Genomic DNA, 15,710 nt, shown 5'->3' on the forward strand with positions numbered 1-15,710 from the left:
CGTTAAGTTAAATCAAGGATCGAAATAAGGCATTGAGAAAGACCCTTCACACCCCCCTTCACTGTGGAGAACACGCATGAGAGGTCTGTCCAGGCTCGCCGCCTTGGGCACCGCGTCGGCGGTCGTGGCCGCCGCGCTGATCGCCTTACCGGCGAGCCCCGCCTTCGCCGACGTCCTGCTGTCGCAGGGCAAGACGGCGACGTCATCCTCCGTCGAAGGCGGCGGCACGCCCGCCTCGGCGGCCGTCGACGGCAACACCGGCACCCGCTGGTCGAGCCTCTACACCAACGACCAGTGGCTGCAGGTCGACCTCGGCTCGGCCCAGGCGATCAACAAGGTGACCCTTCTCTGGGAGGGGGCCTACGGGAGCGCGTACAAGATCCAGGGCTCGGCCGACGGCACCTCCTGGACGGATCTGCAGAGCGTCACCGGAGGTGACGGCGGCACCGACACCCTGACTGTGAGCGGTACCTATCGGTATGTCCGCATGCAGGGCGTGACCCGGGCCACCGGGTGGGGCTACTCGCTCTGGGAGTTCCAGGTCTTCGGGCCGGACGCCGCCGGCGGGACCTGTGGCACCACCAACGCGGCGCTGAACAAGCCCGCCACCGCCTCCTCGCTCCAGGGCGCCGGCTTCCCGGCCTCGGCCGCGTTCGACGGCAACACCGGCACCCGCTGGTCCAGTCTCGCGGCCGACCCGCAGTGGGTGCAGGTCGACCTCGGCTCCGCCGTGGACATCTGCAAGATCGACCTGCGCTGGGAGGCCGCGTACGCGTCCAGCTTCCAGCTCCAGTCGTCGACCAACGGCACCACCTGGACGACACTCAAGTCGGTGACCGGTGCGACCGGCGGCGTGCAGTCCCACACGGTGACCGGCAACGGCCGCTACATCAGGGTGAACGGCACGGCCCGGGGCACCGGCTACGGCTACTCGCTCTGGGAGGTCGCGGTTTACACCGGCAGCGGGCCCGTCGACCCGGGCGACCCGGGCGGCCCGATCACGGGCGGCGGCGACCTCGGCCCGAACGTCCACGTCTACGACCCCTCGACCCCGGCCGCGACCATCCAGAGCCAGCTCGACTCGGTGTTCACGCAGCAGGAGTCGGCGCAGTTCGGCACCGGACGGCACGCGTTCATGTTCAAGCCGGGCACCTACAACGTCAACGCGAAGGTCGGGTTCTACACCTCGATCTACGGCCTCGGCCAGAACCCCGGCGACGTCACCATCAACGGCGGCATCACCGTCGACGCCGGCTGGTTCAACGGCAACGCGACGCAGAACTTCTGGCGCTCCACCGAGAACCTGTCGGTCCAGCCGACCGGCGGCACCAACCAGTGGGCCGTGTCGCAGGCCGCGCCGTTCCGCCGCATGTGGATCAAGGGCAACCTGAACCTCGCGCCGACCGGCTACGGCTGGGCGTCGGGCGGCTACATCGCCGACTCGCGCGTCGACGGGACCGTGGGCCCCTACTCGCAGCAGCAGTGGTACACCCGTGACTCCACGATCGGCGGCTGGCTGAACGGCGTGTGGAACATGGTGTTCTCGGGCGTCAACGGTGCCCCGGCCACCGGTTTCCCCGAGCCCGTCTACACCACGCTGCAGAACACCCCGCTCTCGCGGGAGAAGCCGTACCTGTACGTCGACGGCTCCGGCGCCTACCGCGTCTTCGTGCCCTCGCTCCGCACCAACGCGCGCGGCCAGAGCTGGGCGAACGGCGCCACCCCCGGCACCTCGCTCCCGCTGTCGCAGTTCTACGTCGCCAAGCCCGGCGACTCGGCCGCCCGCATCAACGCGGCGCTCGCCCAGGGCCTGCACCTGCTGCTGACCCCGGGCATCTACCGCACCAGCGCCCCGATCAACATCGACCGGGCCAACACCGTCGTCCTGGGCCTCGGCCTGGCGACGATCATCCCCGAGAACGCGTCTGTGGCGATGAAGGTCGCCGACGTGGACGGCGTCCGCCTCGCGGGCTTCCTGATCGACGCCGGACCGCAGAAGTCGCCCGTGCTCATCGAGGTCGGCCCGCCCGGCTCCTCGGCCGACCACAGCGCCAACCCCACCACTCTGTCGGACGTGTTCGTCCGCATCGGCGGCGCCTTCGCCGGCAACGCCGAGGTCAGCGTCATCGTCAACAGCGACGACGTGATCATCGACCACACCTGGTTGTGGCGCGGCGACCACGGCGAGGGCATCGGCTGGAACGTCAACACGGCCGAGACCGGCCTGATCGTGAACGGTGACGACGTGCTGGCCACCGGCCTGTTCGTCGAGCACTACCGCAAGTACGACGTCGAGTGGTACGGCGAGCGCGGCCGGACGATCTTCTTCCAGAACGAGAAGGCCTACGACCCGCCGAACCAGGCCGCCTACATGAACGGCTCGGTCAAGGGCTGGGCCGCCTACAAGGTGGGCGACAACGTCCAGGTCCACGAGGGCTGGGGCATGGGCTCCTACTGCTACTTCAACGTCGACCCGACCATCCAGGTCGACCGGGTCTTCGAGGTGCCGATCAGGTCCACGGTGCGGTTCCACAGCCTGCTGGCGGTCTCGCTGGGCGGCAACGGGATCATCAACCATGTGATCAACACGACGGGCGGACCCGCCCAGGGCACGGCGACCATCCCCGCCAAGGTGGTCTCGTATCCCTAACTGAAAGCTGGGCCGTGGGTCTCCCGGGCGCCGCCGGGAGGCTCACGGCCCCTCCATGTGCGGGCGAGTGCGATTCGTGAGGACCTTTTCCGGCTTGTCGCCTATAAGGTGACCTGCACCGGAATGGGGTTTAAGATGCCGATCTTCCTCGCGCGGCTGCTGGCCCGGATCAGCACCTGGTGGACGCCCGTGCTCGTGCTGGCCGTGGTGTTCGTGACGAGCTGGCCCTTGATGACGCTGGCCGAACCGGGCGCCGACATCACCTCGCCGGGCAACTTCTGGTGGTGGTTCGTGGTGACGTCCTCGACCGTGGGCTATGGCGACCTGTTCCCCAAGTCTCCGGCGGGCCATGTCGTGGGCGTATACGTGATCGTCGGCGGCATCGCCGCACTGACGACGCTGTTCACCCGCCTCGCCACCCGGATCGAACGGACGAGGGGACGCCGCATGCACGGCTCGATCACTGTGCGCCTGTCCGGGCACATCGTGCTGCTGGGCTACAGCCCGGGGCGCACCGAGACGATGGTGGACGAACTGTGCGCCGACGGCACGAGAGTGGTCGTCTGCGCCTGGGACGAGGTCCAGAGCCATCCCATGCCCGAGAAGGACGTCGAGTTCGTCCGCGGCGACCTGGCCGACGAGAAGACGCTGGTCAGAGCGGGTGTCGACAGAGCGCACAGCGTGCTGGTCGACGCCCGCGACGACAACGAGGCCCTCGCCGTCGCGCTGACCGCCGACCACGTGATCACCACCGCGCATCTGGTGGTGGCGCTGCGCGATCTCGCGCGGGTCAGGCAGGTCCGGTACGTCGGCGAGAAGGTCCGCTGCGTGCAGTGGCACACCCCGCACATGATCACCGAGGAGCTGAGGGACCCCGGGATCAGCGAGATCTACGCCCAGCTCATGACCCATGGCGGCGCCGACACCTATTCGGTCCCGCTCATGGTCGGGCCGGTGACGGTCGAGCACTGCCAGACGGTGCTGGGCCGCCACCACGGCGCGACCCTGCTGGCCGCCCGCGACGGCGCGCGGCTGCTGGTCAACCCGCCGTGGCGGACCGAACTGAGCGCGGGAACGGTCCTGTACTACATGGGCTCGGCCCGGCTCGACGCCGCCCGGCTCGCCGTCAGTCTTGGAGCTCCGGCCAGTCGATGATCATCGGGATCGGGGTGCCGACCTCGGGCGAGCCGCCCTCGTCGCGCATGAGGGTGCCGATGTGCTTGTACGTCATGGTCGCCTGGTCGAGATGGTAACGCTCGACGGCGGAGGCGCCCGTCCGGTCGAGCCGGACGATCCAGTAGTACAGAATCCCGGCCCGCCCGTACTCACTGGGTTTGCCGCACGTGTCGGTGGTCTCGGTCCCGGTCTCGACGATCTCCACGGCCAGCACGACGTCGTCGGGGCGCAGCACGTGGTCGTCGTCGAGGCACCGGAAGAGCACCACGTCGGGCCGCCGCACGTGCAGCGGCACGTCCCGGAGCCGGACGTCGGCCGCGTTCGCGACGGTCAGGCAGCCGTAGCCCCGGGCCATCGCCTCGCGGGCGTGCTTCTCCAGGAGGTCGGCGAGCCGCCGGGCCACGATCTGGTGCCCGCGGCCGTTGGCCGGGCGGTGCACCACATAACCGTCGACGACCTCGATCAGCAGGTCGTCGGGCAGCAGCGCGTACTCCTCCACCGTCAGCGGGTGGGGCTGGGAACTGAGCGTGCGGAACCAGTCGTCTGGCACCGTCTCAGGATAGAACCCCCGCCATGGGAGGTCTCTCCGCTACGGAGACATCGTGCTCCACCGCCTCGTGCTTCTCCGGACCCCGCCGGAACTGGGTGAGCCGCATCTGCCCGCTGCCGAGCGGCACCCCGGTCAGCCGCGACCAGGCGGTCTGCATGATCTGCGCGGCCATCCCGCCGAGGGCCTCGGTCGACTGGTGGGAGTGGACGCGGCGGCCGAGGTCGACCTGCGCCAGCGCGTCGAGGCCGCACAGGCCGAGCAGGTCGATCAGCAGGCCGAGTTCCACGCCGTAGCCGGTCACGAAGGGCACCCGCTCCAGGGCGGTCCGGCGGCCGGCGTACTCGCCCGCGAGCGGCTGGACGAACCCGGCCAGCTCGGGCCAGTGCAGATTGATCAGCGGTCGGGCCACCAGCTCGGTCACCCGGCCGCCGCCGGTCTGCTCGGCGCCGAACGGGCGGTCGTAGCAGCCCTTCACGTACGCCACCGTCGGGTCGGTCAGCAGCGGCCCCAGCAGCCCCGTGACGAACGAGGTCTCGAACTCGCGCAGATCGGAGTCGATGAAGACCAGCAGGTCGCCGCGGGTGACGGCGAGGGACTTCCAGAGCGCCTCGCCCTTGCCGTCGAGCGGCTTGAGGTCGGGCAGGATCTCGTCCTGGGCGATCACCGTCGCGCCCGCCCGCGCGGCCACGGCCGCGGTGTCGTCGGTCGACCGGGAGTCGATCACCACCAGCTCGTCGACCAGGCCGGGGAGATCACGCCGGATGGCCCCGACGATCTCGCCGACGGTCTCGCGCTCGTTCCGGGCCGGGAGGACGACGCTGATCGTCGTGGGTCCCTTGGCGTCGAGCAGCGCCGGAAGGGGCCAGTCGGACGCCGACGACGATCGCCTGCCCGACCACGCCAGCACCTCAGGCAGCACGCCCCCACTCCCCCCTGAACGTCACGCACACACCTTATGGGGTGGCGTGACCGTTCTAATCTGCGGCGTGGCGTTCGAGGAACGCGTACACGTCGGCCTCGTCGACGCCCGGGAACGAACCGGGTGGCAGCGCGGCCAGCACGTGGGAGTTGGCGCGGGCCGACGGGAAGGCGTACCCCTCCCAGCGCTGGGCCAGCTCGGCCGGCGGGCGGCGGCAGCAGTCGCCGTTCGGGCAGTTCGACCTGGTCCGCCGGGTGGTCTCGCGGCCCCGGAACCAGCGCGACTCGCGGAACGGCACGCCGAGCGTGATCGCGAAGTCCTTCTCGTGGGACGGGTCGACGTGGGCGACGCAGAAGTGGGTGCCGGTGGGGCCGTCGCTGTACTGGTGGTAGACCGAGTAGCGGTCGGGCGAGCGGAACACCTGGCGGCCCGACCACTGCTGGCACAACCGCTGGCCCTCGATCGCGCCCTGCTCGTCGGCCGGGAAGACGATGCCGTCGTTCTCGTACGCCTTGTAGATGATCCCCCCGGCGTCGTTGCGGACGAAGTGGCAGACCAGGTCGAGGTGGTGGGTGGCCAGGTTGGTGAAACGGTGGGCGGCCATCTCGTAGGAGACGGCGAACACGTCCCGCAGGTCCTCGACGGAGAGCGCGCGGTCGCGCTTGGCCTCCAGCAGGTAGGGGGCGGCGGCGGCCTCGGGGACCAGCACGGCCGCGGCGAAGTAGTTGGCCTCGACGCGCTGGCGGAGGAAGTCGGCGAAGTCGCGGGGTTTGTGGTGGCCCAGGGCGATGTGGCCGATGGTCTGGAGCAGGATCGTGCGCGGGGTGTGCATGCCGAGCTGCTCGCGCTTGAGGTAGATGCGGTGGTTGCGCAGGTCGGTCACCGAACGGGCCGAACGCGGCAGGTCGGGGGCGGTGTGCACGGTGAAGCCGTAGTGGGCGACCAGGGCCTGGATCGTGCTCTGCGACAGGGCGCCGGTGCGGTAGCCGACCGACAGCAGGGCCTCGGCGGCGGCGCTCTCGATCTCCTGGAAGTAGTTCCCGGCCTCTTTCTGCTTCTGCCGCAACTCGGCGTTGGCGGCCCGCGCCTCCTCGGGGGTGGCGGTGCCCTTGGCCTGGCGGGCCTTCAGTTCGTCGTACAGACCGAGAAGGTGTTCCAGCACGTCGTTGGGGACCCGCGCGGAGACCTTCAGCCTGCCGAGGCCGAGCGAGGTGTAGAGGGGGTCGCGCTGGGCCTCCTCCAGGGCGATCTCCAGCTGGGCGCGGCGGTTGGGGGCCTGCCGGCGCAGCAGTTCCTCGACCGGGACGCCGAGCGCGGCGGCGAGCGACTTCAGCAGCGACAACTTGGGCTCGCGCTTGCCGTTCTCCAGCAGGGAGAGCTGGCTGGGCGCCCGGCCGACCCGCTCACCGAGCTCCGAGAGGGTGAGGCCACGCTGCCTGCGGAGGTGTTTGAGGCGCTGCCCGAACGCGAGCAGGTCGATCTCCTGCGTCAAAGACAGCTGTTCTTCGCCGAGCACGGAGGGCATTCCTTCAGGATAGGCGAAATTTCGTGACATCTTCCAGGGCGAGTGACTCAGCTCACATTGATTGGTCTAGTCCATAAAGAAAATTCGATGTTTCTTCTCACCGTAACCTGGGAACGAATTTCTGCCCTGCGAATATTTGGCCATATTTCTAGACATATCGGCTTGTTCGGTCTCTTGACATCAACACAAACTCGAACCAAGCACCCCAGGTGACCGCCCAGCGCAACAAGGGAGTGACCGAGAAGATGATGTCGGAACGCCTCAGGTCAGCCGCCGCCGAGCTGCGACATGACTGGGACACCAATCCCCGGTGGTCCAGCATCGACCGCACCTACACCCCGGACGACGTCGTGCGGCTGCGCGGGTCCGTCCAGGAGCAGTACACCCTGGCCCGCCTCGGCGCCAAGCGGCTGTGGGACCTCCTGCACACCGAGGACTACGTCAACGCCCTGGGCGCCCTCACCGGCAACCAGGCCGTCCAGCAGGTGAAGGCCGGCCTCAAGGCCATCTACCTGTCGGGCTGGCAGGTCGCGGCCGACGCCAACCTCGGCGGCCACACCTACCCCGACCAGAGCCTCTACCCGGCCAACTCGGTGCCCGCCGTGGTCCGGCGCGTCAACAACGCGCTGCTGCGGGCCGACCAGATCACCTGGGCCGAGGGCGTCGAGGACGCGCCCCACTGGCTGGCGCCCATCGTCGCCGACGCCGAAGCCGGATTCGGCGGCGTGCTCAACGCCTTCGAGCTCATGAAGGGCATGATCGCGGCCGGCGCGGCGGGCGTGCACTGGGAAGACCAGCTCGCGTCCGAGAAGAAGTGCGGCCACCTCGGCGGGAAGGTCCTCATCCCGACCTCCCAGCACGTCAAGACCCTCAACGCGGCCCGCCTCGCGGCCGACGTCTGCGGCGTCTCCACTCTGATCATCGCGCGGACCGACGCCCAGGCCGCGACCCTGCTGACCAGCGACGTCGACCCGATCGACCGGCAGTTCTGCACCGGCGACCGCTCCGCCGAGGGCTTCTACCGGGTCCGCAACGGGATCGAGCCCTGCATCGCGCGGGGGCTCGCCTACGCGCCGTACAGCGACCTGCTGTGGATGGAGACCGGCACGCCCGACCTCGACGTCGCCCGCCGGTTCGCCGAGGCGATCAAGGACCGCTACCCCGACCAGATGCTCGCCTACAACTGCTCGCCGTCGTTCAACTGGCGCAAGCACCTGGACGACTCCTCGATCGCCAAGTTCCAGCGCGAGCTCGGCCACATGGGATACAAGTTCCAGTTCATCACCCTGGCCGGCTTCCACTCGCTCAACTACTCGATGTTCGACCTGGCCCGGGGCTACGCCGAAGAGGGCATGACGGCCTACGTCGGCCTCCAGGAGGCCGAGTTCGCGGCCGAGAAACGCGGCTACACCGCCACCAAGCACCAGCGCGAGGTCGGCACCGGCTACTTCGACCTGGTCAGCACCGCCATCTCACCCGACTCCTCGACGACCGCCTACCGTGGCTCGACCGAGGAGGACCAGTTCCACTAGAAGCCCGGCCCCGCCGCCGCGACGCCGCAGGTCACCCTCGAAGGATCTGACGTATCAGCGGCGGCGGGGTCGCACCACCGGGCGCTAGGCTCCGACGGGTGATCACAAAGCTCGGAGTGGTCCTGGCCGTCCTCGCCACGACGGGCTGCGCCCAGGGCGCCGCCGATTCGGCCGACACCCGCCTGGCGACCCCACAGGCGTCGATTCCGGTGGCCGCTTCCGGCGCGGCCCAGTGGCCGAACGTGGTGCACCTCGTCGCCCAAGCCGATGCATGCCACAAGAGGTCGGAGGGGACGGGCTTCGCCTACGCGCCCGAACGGGTCATGACCACCGCCCACACAGTGGCGGGAAGCACCGCCCCGATCACGGTGACCGGCTCCGACGGCAGGCGCCGCGAAGGCACCGTGGTCGTCTTCGACCCCGACCGTGACGTCGCCGTGCTACGGGTGCCGGGGTTGTCGGCGCGGCCGCTGGAGTTCGCTCCCGCCGACGACGGAGAGGAGTTCACCTTCGCCGGTTACGGAAAGGGCGGGCACTTCACCGAGAGGCCGGGCAAGATCGATCGTGTCACTCCGGCGGTGAGCTACGACATCTACAACGAGCACGAGGTGGAGCGCGAGGTGCTCGTCATCCTGGCCAAGGTCGAGCCGGGCCTCGCGGGAGCACCGATGCTCGGGTCCGCCGGAACGGTCGCCGGCATGGTCTTCGCCGCCGACACCGAGAACCCCATCAGCGGTTACGCGCTCAGCGCCAAGGAACTCGGCCGCCCGGCGAAGAAGGGCCGGACCGCCACCGAGACCGTGTCCACCCGGGACTGCGACTGATCACGCACCCGAGGGTGACGGCGACGGGCTCGGTGAAGGCGACGGGCTGGGAGACGGCGAGGGCGAGGGCTGCGGGGACTCCTCGTCGCCCCACTGGGGCTCCGTCGTGATCCCGCCCGTCGGGACCGGGCGGGTCGGCGTCGGGTTGCCCGTGGGCCCCGGGTTGTCCGGCGGTCCCTGGGTCCAGCCTCCCTCCGCGGGAGGCGGTGACGGGATCGACGTGTTCCACGGGTCCTCGCCCGGCGGCCACGACGGGGTGATCGTGCGGGTCGCGGTCACGGTGACCTCCGCGCCCTCCTGACCCGCCGGCGGGACCTCACCCGGCGCGGGCGGCCGGGACGTGCCGAGCACCTCCGGAGAGGCCGCGGCCTCGTTGGGCAGCACGATCATCGGCACCGCCGGGGGCGGCTCGGCGGTCTGCACGCCGCCCGCCGGGGAGCCGGTGGCCGCGACGACCGTGATCGCCGCGATGGTCACCGTCGCGAGGGCGGCGTATCCGGCGTGCTGGGTGGCCGAGCCGGTCCGGCGGCGGCGGCCGCGCACGCCGGTCACGGGGGCCGCGGCCACGGCCTTCCGTTCGCCGCCGCGCGGGTAGGGCACCGGCTGCCAGATCTGCTCCATGACCCCCGCCACGGCCACCCGCAGGTCGGGCGGCAGGCCCACGCCTCCGGCGGCCAGCAGGGCCGACAGCAGTTCGGCGGCGTCGGGGCGTTCGGCGGGCTCCTTGCGGAGGGCGGCGTTCACGGTGTCCCAGAGCAGCTTGGGCACGGCCGCGATCCGGGGCTCCTCCAGCAGGATGCGGCGCATCACGACCTCGGGCTCGCCCGCGCCGAACGGGTGGTAGCCGGTCGAGGCGAAGGCGACCAGGCAGCCCCAGGAGAAGACGTCGGAGGCGGGGATCGCCGGGCCGCCGGTCAGCCGCTCGGGGGCCACCCAGCCGGGGCTGCCCATGATCTGCCCGGCCTGGGTGTGGGCGGCCAGGGTGTCGAGGTCGCGGGCGATGCCGAAGTCGATCACGAACGGGCCGCTCGGCGACAGCAGCACGTTGCCGGGCTTCAGGTCGCGGTGGACCAGCCCGGCGTCGTGGGTGGCCACCAGGGCGGCGGCAGTGCCGAGGGCGACGCCGTAGGCGAGGTCGGGGGTCAGCGGGCCGCGCGCGGCCACGACCTGCGACAGGCCGGGCCCGGCGATGTACTCGGTGACCAGGTAGGGGCGGTCGCGGTCGTGGCCGTCCTCGATCACGGCGGCGGTGCAGAACGGCGCCACGCGGCGGGAGAACTCGACCTCCTCGGTGAACCGGGCGCGCAGGGTCGGGTCGGACAGGTGCATCGGGTGGGGGGTCTTCAACGCCACCAGGCCGCCCTGGGGATGTTCCGCGAGGTAGACCACGCCCATGCCGCCGGTGCCCAGGCGGCCGAGCAGCAGATACCGGCCGATGATGACCGGGTCTCCCACGGTGAGTGGCCGCACGCCGGGCGGCATGCCGTTCTGGGGGCCCGTTCCGCCTCGTGCCATCCGGAAGTTACCTCTCCGATCCAAAGAAGTACGCAAGGCACACTGTGGCCGGATGGAACGGTCCGCGCCCGCTACTAGGCAGAAGCGGCATAACGGGTTAGGTCACTACGACCTGGGGGTAACAAACGCCTGGTCACAGCCGCATCAGCAGCCACACGCCGCTAGGCCGCCACCTCGCCGTCGGCCGCCTTGGCCGCGGCTTCGACCGCCTCGACGAACCGGCCCATGTTGGGGAAGACGAGCCGGGCCTCGGGGAGTATGTCGGCCATGAGCGCGAAGACGTGGGGCATCTTCCGCCATTCTTCATACCGCACCGGAACGCCGTCCGCACGCGCCCGTTCGGCCACCCGGTGGGCGTCCTCCCGGAGCACCTCGGTGGTGCTGGTGACGATCATCAGCGGCGGCAGGCCCGTGTAGTCGCCGAAGACCGGGGAGACGAGGGGGTCGCGGTTGTCCAGGCCCTCGGTCCAGCGGCGGGCCATCCACTCGACCCGCCCGGCGGGGAGCAGCGGGTCGGCCCAGCGGTTGGCGGTCTTGCGCTCGTCGCTGAGGTCGGCCCAGGGAGACAGACAGATGGCCGCCGCCGGAAGCGGCAGCCCGTTGTCCCGCAGGGAGAGCAGCATGGCCAGGGCCAGATGTCCGCCGGCTGAATCACCTGCCAGCACGATGCCCTCGGGGGCGAAGCCCCGGTCGAGGAGGGCCCGATAGGCGTCCAGGGCGTCGGCGAGCGACTCGGCCAGTTTGTGCTGGGGTCCCTGCCGGTAGTCGAGCGCCAGCACCGGCCGCCGTGTCACGGCGGACAACCGCCACGTGATCGGCCGGTGCGTCACTGGAGAGCAGATGAAATAGCCGCCCCCGTGGAGGTAGAGGACGACCTTGCTCTCATCGAGCTCCTGGAGATCGGAGTCGGGGTCGCCGGACCCGCGTACCCACTCCCCCGAGCAGGCGCCGAACGACTCCTGTTCGATCGAGACGGTCGCCGGGACCAGGCCGGGCAGGCGCCCGCCCAGCTCGATGATCCGGTTGGCGACGACCAGGCTGGTCGTCGTACGGAGAAGGACGGCCGATATGGGCTTCATGGTGCCACGCAACAGCGAGTTGGCCGCTATGGCCTGCCAGCTCAAAGGGTGCTCCGGGCGAACGTCCACGTCGATGTCAGCGTTCATGCGGATCCCTCCTTGTCCGATTCGTTCCCTTATGCCTAGTTAGGTAACCCTGGATGTTACACAGGGGTTACGCAGATCGGCAGGGGTCAAATCCCGGGTTACGATCCTCGCCGGGAGGTGGCCGACTTCGTCCTCTACCTGCGCCTGTTCCAATACGGCTTCCGCCGTCACAGCACCTACCTCGCCGCGGCCCTCGCCGGGGCCTTCACCAACACGGTTTTCGGCGTTCTGCGGGCCTACGTCCTGATCGCCTTGTGGCAGGCCCGGCCCGGCCTCGCCGGATACACCCTCACCGAGGCGGTGACCTTCTGCTTCCTCACCCAGGGCTTCATCGGGCCCATGCAGGTGTTCGGCCGGGGCCTGTCGTTCGGTGACCGCATCCGGTCGGGCGACATCGCGTTCGACCTGGTCAGACCCGCTCCCCTGCTGCTCTGGAGCCTCTCGGAGGACCTCGGCAGGGCCGCCTACCTGACCATCGCGCGCAGCCTGCCGCCCGCGATCGCCGGGGCGGTCATGTTCACCCTGGCCGGTCCGGCCTCGCCCTGGTTCGTACTGTCGTTCGTGCTGGGGATCGTGGTCAGCTTCGGCTGGCGCTATCTCGTCACGCTGGCGGCGTGCTGGACCACCGACGACCGGGGCACGCACACCCTCTCGGCCCTGCTGACCATGTTCTTCAGCGGGATGGTGCTCCCGCTCGGGCTGTTCCCGGGCTGGCTGCGCACGGTCGCGGAGTCCTCGCCGTTCGCGGCGATGGTGCAGGTCCCCGCCGACGTGTGGCTCGGCGCCGAAGCCGCGTGGAGCACCCTGGGGTTCCAGCTTCTCTGGGCCCTCGCCCTGCTCGGCCTCGGCGCGCTGCTGACCGCGGCGGCCCGGCGCAAGGTGGTGGTGCAGGGTGGGTGACTACCTCCTGCTGGCCTGGACGTGGGCCCGCGCCTCCGCGCAGTACCGCGCCTCGTTCGCCGTCTCGATCGTCAGCTCGTTCGCGATCAACGCCCTCGACGCCGTCGCCATCGGCATCGTCTTCACCCACGTCACCACCCTGGGCGGGTTCTCGCTCCGCGAGGTCATGTTCCTGTACGGCACCGGCGGCCTCTCCTTCGCCCTCGCCGACATGCTCTTCGGCAACATCGAACGCCTCAGCCAGCACATCAGGGCCGGCACCTTCGACACGATGCTGATCCGGCCGGTCTCGCCCTTCGTCCAGATGGCCGCCGACGGCTTCGGCGCCCACCGGATCGGGCGGCTGGCCCAAGCGGCGATCGTGCTGGGCCTGTCGCTGCCGGTGGTGCCGTGGTCGCGGGCCTGGATGGTGCCGGTGATGATCGTCTGCGGCGTGGTGATCTTCACGGCGGTGTTCACGCTCGGGGCGGCGCTCCAGTTCGTCCTGGTCGACGCCCCCGAGCTGGCCAACGCCTTCACCTACGGCGGGGTCACGCTGACGCAGTATCCGCTGTCGGTCTACGGCGACCAGCTCGTCCGAGGGGTGACCTACGTCGTCCCGCTGGCCTTCGTGAACTGGCAGCCGGCCCTCTACGTGCTCGGGCGGCCCGACCCCCTCGGGCTGGCCGACTGGCTGCGCTTCGCCTCGCCGGCGGCCGCCCTGCTGCTGTCCGCCGCGGCGGCCCTCGCCTGGCGGGCGGGCCTCCGACGTTACCGATCGACGGGGAACTGATGATCGAGACCATGTCACTGGGCCGCGACTTCAAGGTGCGCGGGGTGGTCGTCGCGGCCGTACACGACCTGACCTTCCGGGTGGAGGCCGGGGAGTTCGTCGGCTGCCTGGGCCCGAACGGCGCCGGGAAGTCCACGACGATCAAGATGCTGACCGGGATCCTGGCCCCCACGCGCGGCCGGGCGCTGGTGGCCGGGCTCGACCCGGCGCGGCAGCGGAAGGCGCTGGCGCGGCGGATCGGGGTGGTCTTCGGGCAGCGGACGACGTTGTGGTGGGATCTGCCGCTGCGCGACAGCTTCGAACTGGTCCGACTCCTTTACAAAGTAGATCGTGACCGGTTCCGGACGCGGCTGGCCGAGCTGACCGAGGTGCTGGACCTGGGCCCGTTCCTGAAGACGCCCGTCCGGCAGCTCAGCCTGGGCCAGCGCATGCGCGGCGACATCACCGCCGCCCTGCTGCACGACCCCGAGGTGCTGGTGCTCGACGAGCCCACGATCGGGCTCGACGTGGTCGCCAAGGCCGAGGTCCGGTCGTTCCTGGCCCGGCTCAACGCCGAGCGCGGCACGACGGTGCTGCTGACCACCCACGACCTGGGCGACGTCGAGCGGCTCTGCCGGCGGGTGCTCCTGATCGACCACGGGCGGCTGGCCTTCGACGGGAGCGTGGCGGAGCTGCGCGCGCTGGTCCCCGGGCAGGAGTCGATCGAGGACGTGGTGGCGCACCTCTACCTCAGTAGTACTCCGGCTGCTCCTCGTACTCCTCGTCGTACTCCCGATGCGGACCCGCCCACCGTGACGGCATGAGCACCGGCACGAACAGGGCGATCCCCACCAGGCCGTAGACGCCCGACGACAACAGCGCCAGCATCCCCTGGCCGGCCTCGGCGATCTCCTTCTGGACGGTGGCGCCGACGGGGGCCAGGCTCGTGGCGCGGGAGACGTCGATGGCGTACACGACCGTCCAGGCCAGCAGCACCATCGACGGCACGAACGTGGCGATCGGCGAGATCCGGCCCGCGATCACCAGCCCGAGGAGGAGGCCGACGGCGGCCATGATGCCCAGCGCGATCAGCATCCGGTTGTCGCGGATGGGGTCGACGTCTCCGACGGACCCCCGCAGCGACTCCCGCGAGGCCCAGCCCCCTCCGAACAGCAGAGCGGCGGCGACGACGATCCCGACGAGCAGCCCCATGAAGTGCCGCATGTCACCCACCTCGAAAACGTTCTTGGTCCGGCGCGGCCACATTAGCGACAAAAACCAAAAAATCGCACTGCTCCTGACGGGATCGCTTTGCACGCGGCGGGTGACATCCGGTCGAAGCGTGAGAAGATGTGCGCGCCATGCGGAAGAGCCACCCGACCCCCCGAGACGCCGCGGTGTCGCATGGGGTCGCGGGAGCGGCCTTCGATGATCGGAGTGGCCGTCACTCGACCGCCTCACCCTCGCGTGACCACACCGGAGACCGTCTGCCACCGGGCGCTCGCGACTCGTCCGGCGGCAGGGCCGGCTCTTCTGCCGATCGCGGCCGGTCCAGTCGCCCGGCCACGCAACCGGGTGACCACGGCCCATCCGGGTTCTCGGGTGACGACAGCCGGACCAGGTGCGCTGGTCACGGCCTGAGGCTTGCCCGGTCCGTCTCGTTCGCCGCCGTCTGCGTCGTCCTCGCCGCCCTCGGCCACCAGGCGGCCGGAGGTGACGGGCCCACCGTCGCGGCGCTCGCCGTCGGGATGCTCGGGGCCTTCGGTGCCGCCTTCGCGCTCGCGGGCCGGGAGCGGTCCGCCGGTGTCATCGGCGGGGTGCAGGTCGCGGCGCAGGTCCTGCTCCACGAGTTGTTCACCGAAGGGCAGACCGCCCGGGTGCTGATCGGCCCGCTGACCGATCCCGGCCACGACCACGGCGGGCTCGGCGTCTCGGCCGGCATGGTGCTCGCCCACCTGACCGCCTCGCTGGTCACCGCCTGGTGGCTCGCCCGGGGCGAGGCCGCCCTGTGGGCGGTGCTGCGCCGCCTCGGCGTCGGCGCCTGGCGGGTGCTCAAGGCGCCGCCGGTCCCGGCGCTGCCGCGTCAGGTGCGGGTCCGCGCCGCGTTCGTCCTGCCCGCTCCGGCACGCCCCCTCCGACACGCCGTCGTCAGAAGAGGTCCTCCACTGGCCGGGTTCTGACCCGTCCCCTTTTTCCCTTCTG

At 70.4% G+C, this 15,710-nt stretch carries 15 protein-coding genes; 8 read left to right on the top strand and 7 right to left on the bottom strand.

Annotated features, from left to right (window positions below):
* Positions 1–76: 76 nt before the first annotated feature.
* Both AW273_RS14340 and AW273_RS14345 read left to right on the top strand, forming a co-directional pair.
* The gene (locus AW273_RS14340; RefSeq protein ID WP_062348804.1) at positions 77–2,650 is read left to right on the top strand and encodes a discoidin domain-containing protein; all 2,574 of its coding nucleotides are present in this window, start codon (positions 77–79) and stop codon (positions 2,648–2,650) included.
* Positions 2,651–2,785: 135 nt separating this feature from the next.
* Positions 2,786–3,805: an ion channel gene (locus AW273_RS14345; protein WP_062348805.1), complete on the top strand. Its 1,020-nt coding sequence runs from the start codon at positions 2,786–2,788 to the stop codon at positions 3,803–3,805.
* Here the strand turns inward: AW273_RS14345 and AW273_RS14350 are convergent.
* The 3 genes from AW273_RS14350 to AW273_RS14360 are packed head-to-tail and all read right to left on the bottom strand — an operon-like array spanning position 3,777 to position 6,820.
* Positions 3,777–4,376 carry a Uma2 family endonuclease gene (locus tag AW273_RS14350; protein ID WP_062348806.1) on the bottom strand — a complete coding sequence of 200 codons (600 nt, stop codon included), beginning with the start codon at positions 4,374–4,376 and terminating at the stop codon, positions 3,777–3,779. The genes AW273_RS14345 and AW273_RS14350 overlap by 29 nt on opposite strands.
* Before the next feature lie 4 nt (positions 4,377–4,380).
* Positions 4,381–5,295: a glucosyl-3-phosphoglycerate synthase gene (locus AW273_RS14355; RefSeq protein ID WP_062348807.1), complete on the bottom strand. Its 915-nt coding sequence runs from the start codon at positions 5,293–5,295 to the stop codon at positions 4,381–4,383.
* Positions 5,296–5,350: 55 nt separating this feature from the next.
* A complete protein-coding gene (locus AW273_RS14360; RefSeq protein ID WP_062348808.1) occupies positions 5,351–6,820 on the bottom strand; it encodes a helix-turn-helix domain-containing protein in 1,470 nt (489 codons plus the stop codon).
* Positions 6,821–7,068: 248 nt separating this feature from the next.
* Between AW273_RS14360 and aceA the strand changes: the two genes are divergently transcribed.
* On the top strand, positions 7,069–8,352 hold the full coding sequence (gene aceA / locus AW273_RS14365; RefSeq protein WP_083949778.1) for an isocitrate lyase: 1,284 nt from the start codon (positions 7,069–7,071) through the stop codon (positions 8,350–8,352).
* Positions 8,353–8,450: 98 nt separating this feature from the next.
* Positions 8,451–9,176 (top strand): S1 family peptidase, encoded by a 726-nt coding sequence (locus tag AW273_RS14370; RefSeq protein ID WP_157555803.1) that lies wholly within the window; start codon positions 8,451–8,453, stop codon positions 9,174–9,176.
* On the opposite strand, the gene AW273_RS14375 is transcribed toward AW273_RS14370, so the two are convergent.
* Both AW273_RS14375 and AW273_RS14380 read right to left on the bottom strand, forming a co-directional pair.
* The gene (locus tag AW273_RS14375; protein WP_083949762.1) at positions 9,177–10,691 is read right to left on the bottom strand and encodes a serine/threonine-protein kinase; all 1,515 of its coding nucleotides are present in this window, start codon (positions 10,689–10,691) and stop codon (positions 9,177–9,179) included. It lies immediately after the preceding gene.
* Between the two features lie 161 nt (positions 10,692–10,852).
* Positions 10,853–11,857: an alpha/beta hydrolase gene (locus tag AW273_RS14380; RefSeq protein WP_062348811.1), complete on the bottom strand. Its 1,005-nt coding sequence runs from the start codon at positions 11,855–11,857 to the stop codon at positions 10,853–10,855.
* Positions 11,858–11,974: 117 nt separating this feature from the next.
* Between AW273_RS14380 and AW273_RS14385 the strand changes: the two genes are divergently transcribed.
* The 3 genes from AW273_RS14385 to AW273_RS14395 are packed head-to-tail and all read left to right on the top strand — an operon-like array spanning position 11,975 to position 14,332.
* Positions 11,975–12,757, top strand: a complete 783-nt coding sequence (locus tag AW273_RS14385; RefSeq protein WP_232327402.1) for an ABC transporter permease — start codon at positions 11,975–11,977, stop codon at positions 12,755–12,757.
* Positions 12,750–13,529 carry an ABC transporter permease gene (locus tag AW273_RS14390; RefSeq protein ID WP_062348812.1) on the top strand — a complete coding sequence of 260 codons (780 nt, stop codon included), beginning with the start codon at positions 12,750–12,752 and terminating at the stop codon, positions 13,527–13,529. Before AW273_RS14385 ends, AW273_RS14390 begins: the two co-directional genes overlap by 8 nt.
* On the top strand, positions 13,529–14,332 hold the full coding sequence (locus AW273_RS14395) for an ABC transporter ATP-binding protein (protein ID WP_062348813.1): 804 nt from the start codon (positions 13,529–13,531) through the stop codon (positions 14,330–14,332). The genes AW273_RS14390 and AW273_RS14395 overlap by 1 nt, the downstream gene beginning before the upstream one ends.
* On the opposite strand, the gene AW273_RS14400 is transcribed toward AW273_RS14395, so the two are convergent.
* Together AW273_RS14400 and AW273_RS38605 are read right to left on the bottom strand one after the other, a co-directional pair.
* Positions 14,259–14,732: a hypothetical protein gene (locus tag AW273_RS14400; protein ID WP_062348957.1), complete on the bottom strand. Its 474-nt coding sequence runs from the start codon at positions 14,730–14,732 to the stop codon at positions 14,259–14,261. The two genes, AW273_RS14395 and AW273_RS14400, sit on opposite strands and share 74 nt — an antisense overlap.
* Positions 14,733–14,965: 233 nt before the next feature.
* On the bottom strand, positions 14,966–15,355 hold the full coding sequence (locus AW273_RS38605) for a hypothetical protein (protein ID WP_232327404.1): 390 nt from the start codon (positions 15,353–15,355) through the stop codon (positions 14,966–14,968).
* Here AW273_RS38605 and AW273_RS14405 point away from each other — a divergent pair.
* On the top strand, positions 15,326–15,688 hold the full coding sequence (locus tag AW273_RS14405) for a hypothetical protein (RefSeq protein ID WP_232327405.1): 363 nt from the start codon (positions 15,326–15,328) through the stop codon (positions 15,686–15,688). The two genes, AW273_RS38605 and AW273_RS14405, sit on opposite strands and share 30 nt — an antisense overlap.
* The last annotated feature ends 22 nt before the right edge of the window (positions 15,689–15,710 follow it).

Origin of the sequence: Herbidospora yilanensis (assembly GCF_001570565.1) — a bacterium.
GTDB classification, from domain to species: domain Bacteria; phylum Actinomycetota; class Actinomycetes; order Streptosporangiales; family Streptosporangiaceae; genus Herbidospora; species Herbidospora yilanensis.

What these genes read in the sequence shown, in the direction of transcription:
- AW273_RS14340 (WP_062348804.1), top strand. Translation starts at nt 77, where the DNA reads ATGAGAGGTCTGTCCAGGCTCGCCGCCTTGGGCACCGCGTCGGCGGTC.
- AW273_RS14345 (WP_062348805.1), top strand. Translation starts at nt 2,786, where the DNA reads ATGCCGATCTTCCTCGCGCGGCTGCTGGCCCGGATCAGCACCTGGTGG.
- AW273_RS14360 (WP_062348808.1), bottom strand. Translation starts at nt 6,820, where the DNA reads ATGCCCTCCGTGCTCGGCGAAGAACAGCTGTCTTTGACGCAGGAGATC.
- aceA (WP_083949778.1), top strand. Translation starts at nt 7,069, where the DNA reads ATGTCGGAACGCCTCAGGTCAGCCGCCGCCGAGCTGCGACATGACTGG.
- AW273_RS14375 (WP_083949762.1), bottom strand. Translation starts at nt 10,691, where the DNA reads ATGGCACGAGGCGGAACGGGCCCCCAGAACGGCATGCCGCCCGGCGTG.
- AW273_RS14380 (WP_062348811.1), bottom strand. Translation starts at nt 11,857, where the DNA reads ATGAACGCTGACATCGACGTGGACGTTCGCCCGGAGCACCCTTTGAGC.
- AW273_RS14395 (WP_062348813.1), top strand. Translation starts at nt 13,529, where the DNA reads ATGATCGAGACCATGTCACTGGGCCGCGACTTCAAGGTGCGCGGGGTG.
- AW273_RS14400 (WP_062348957.1), bottom strand. Translation starts at nt 14,732, where the DNA reads ATGCGGCACTTCATGGGGCTGCTCGTCGGGATCGTCGTCGCCGCCGCT.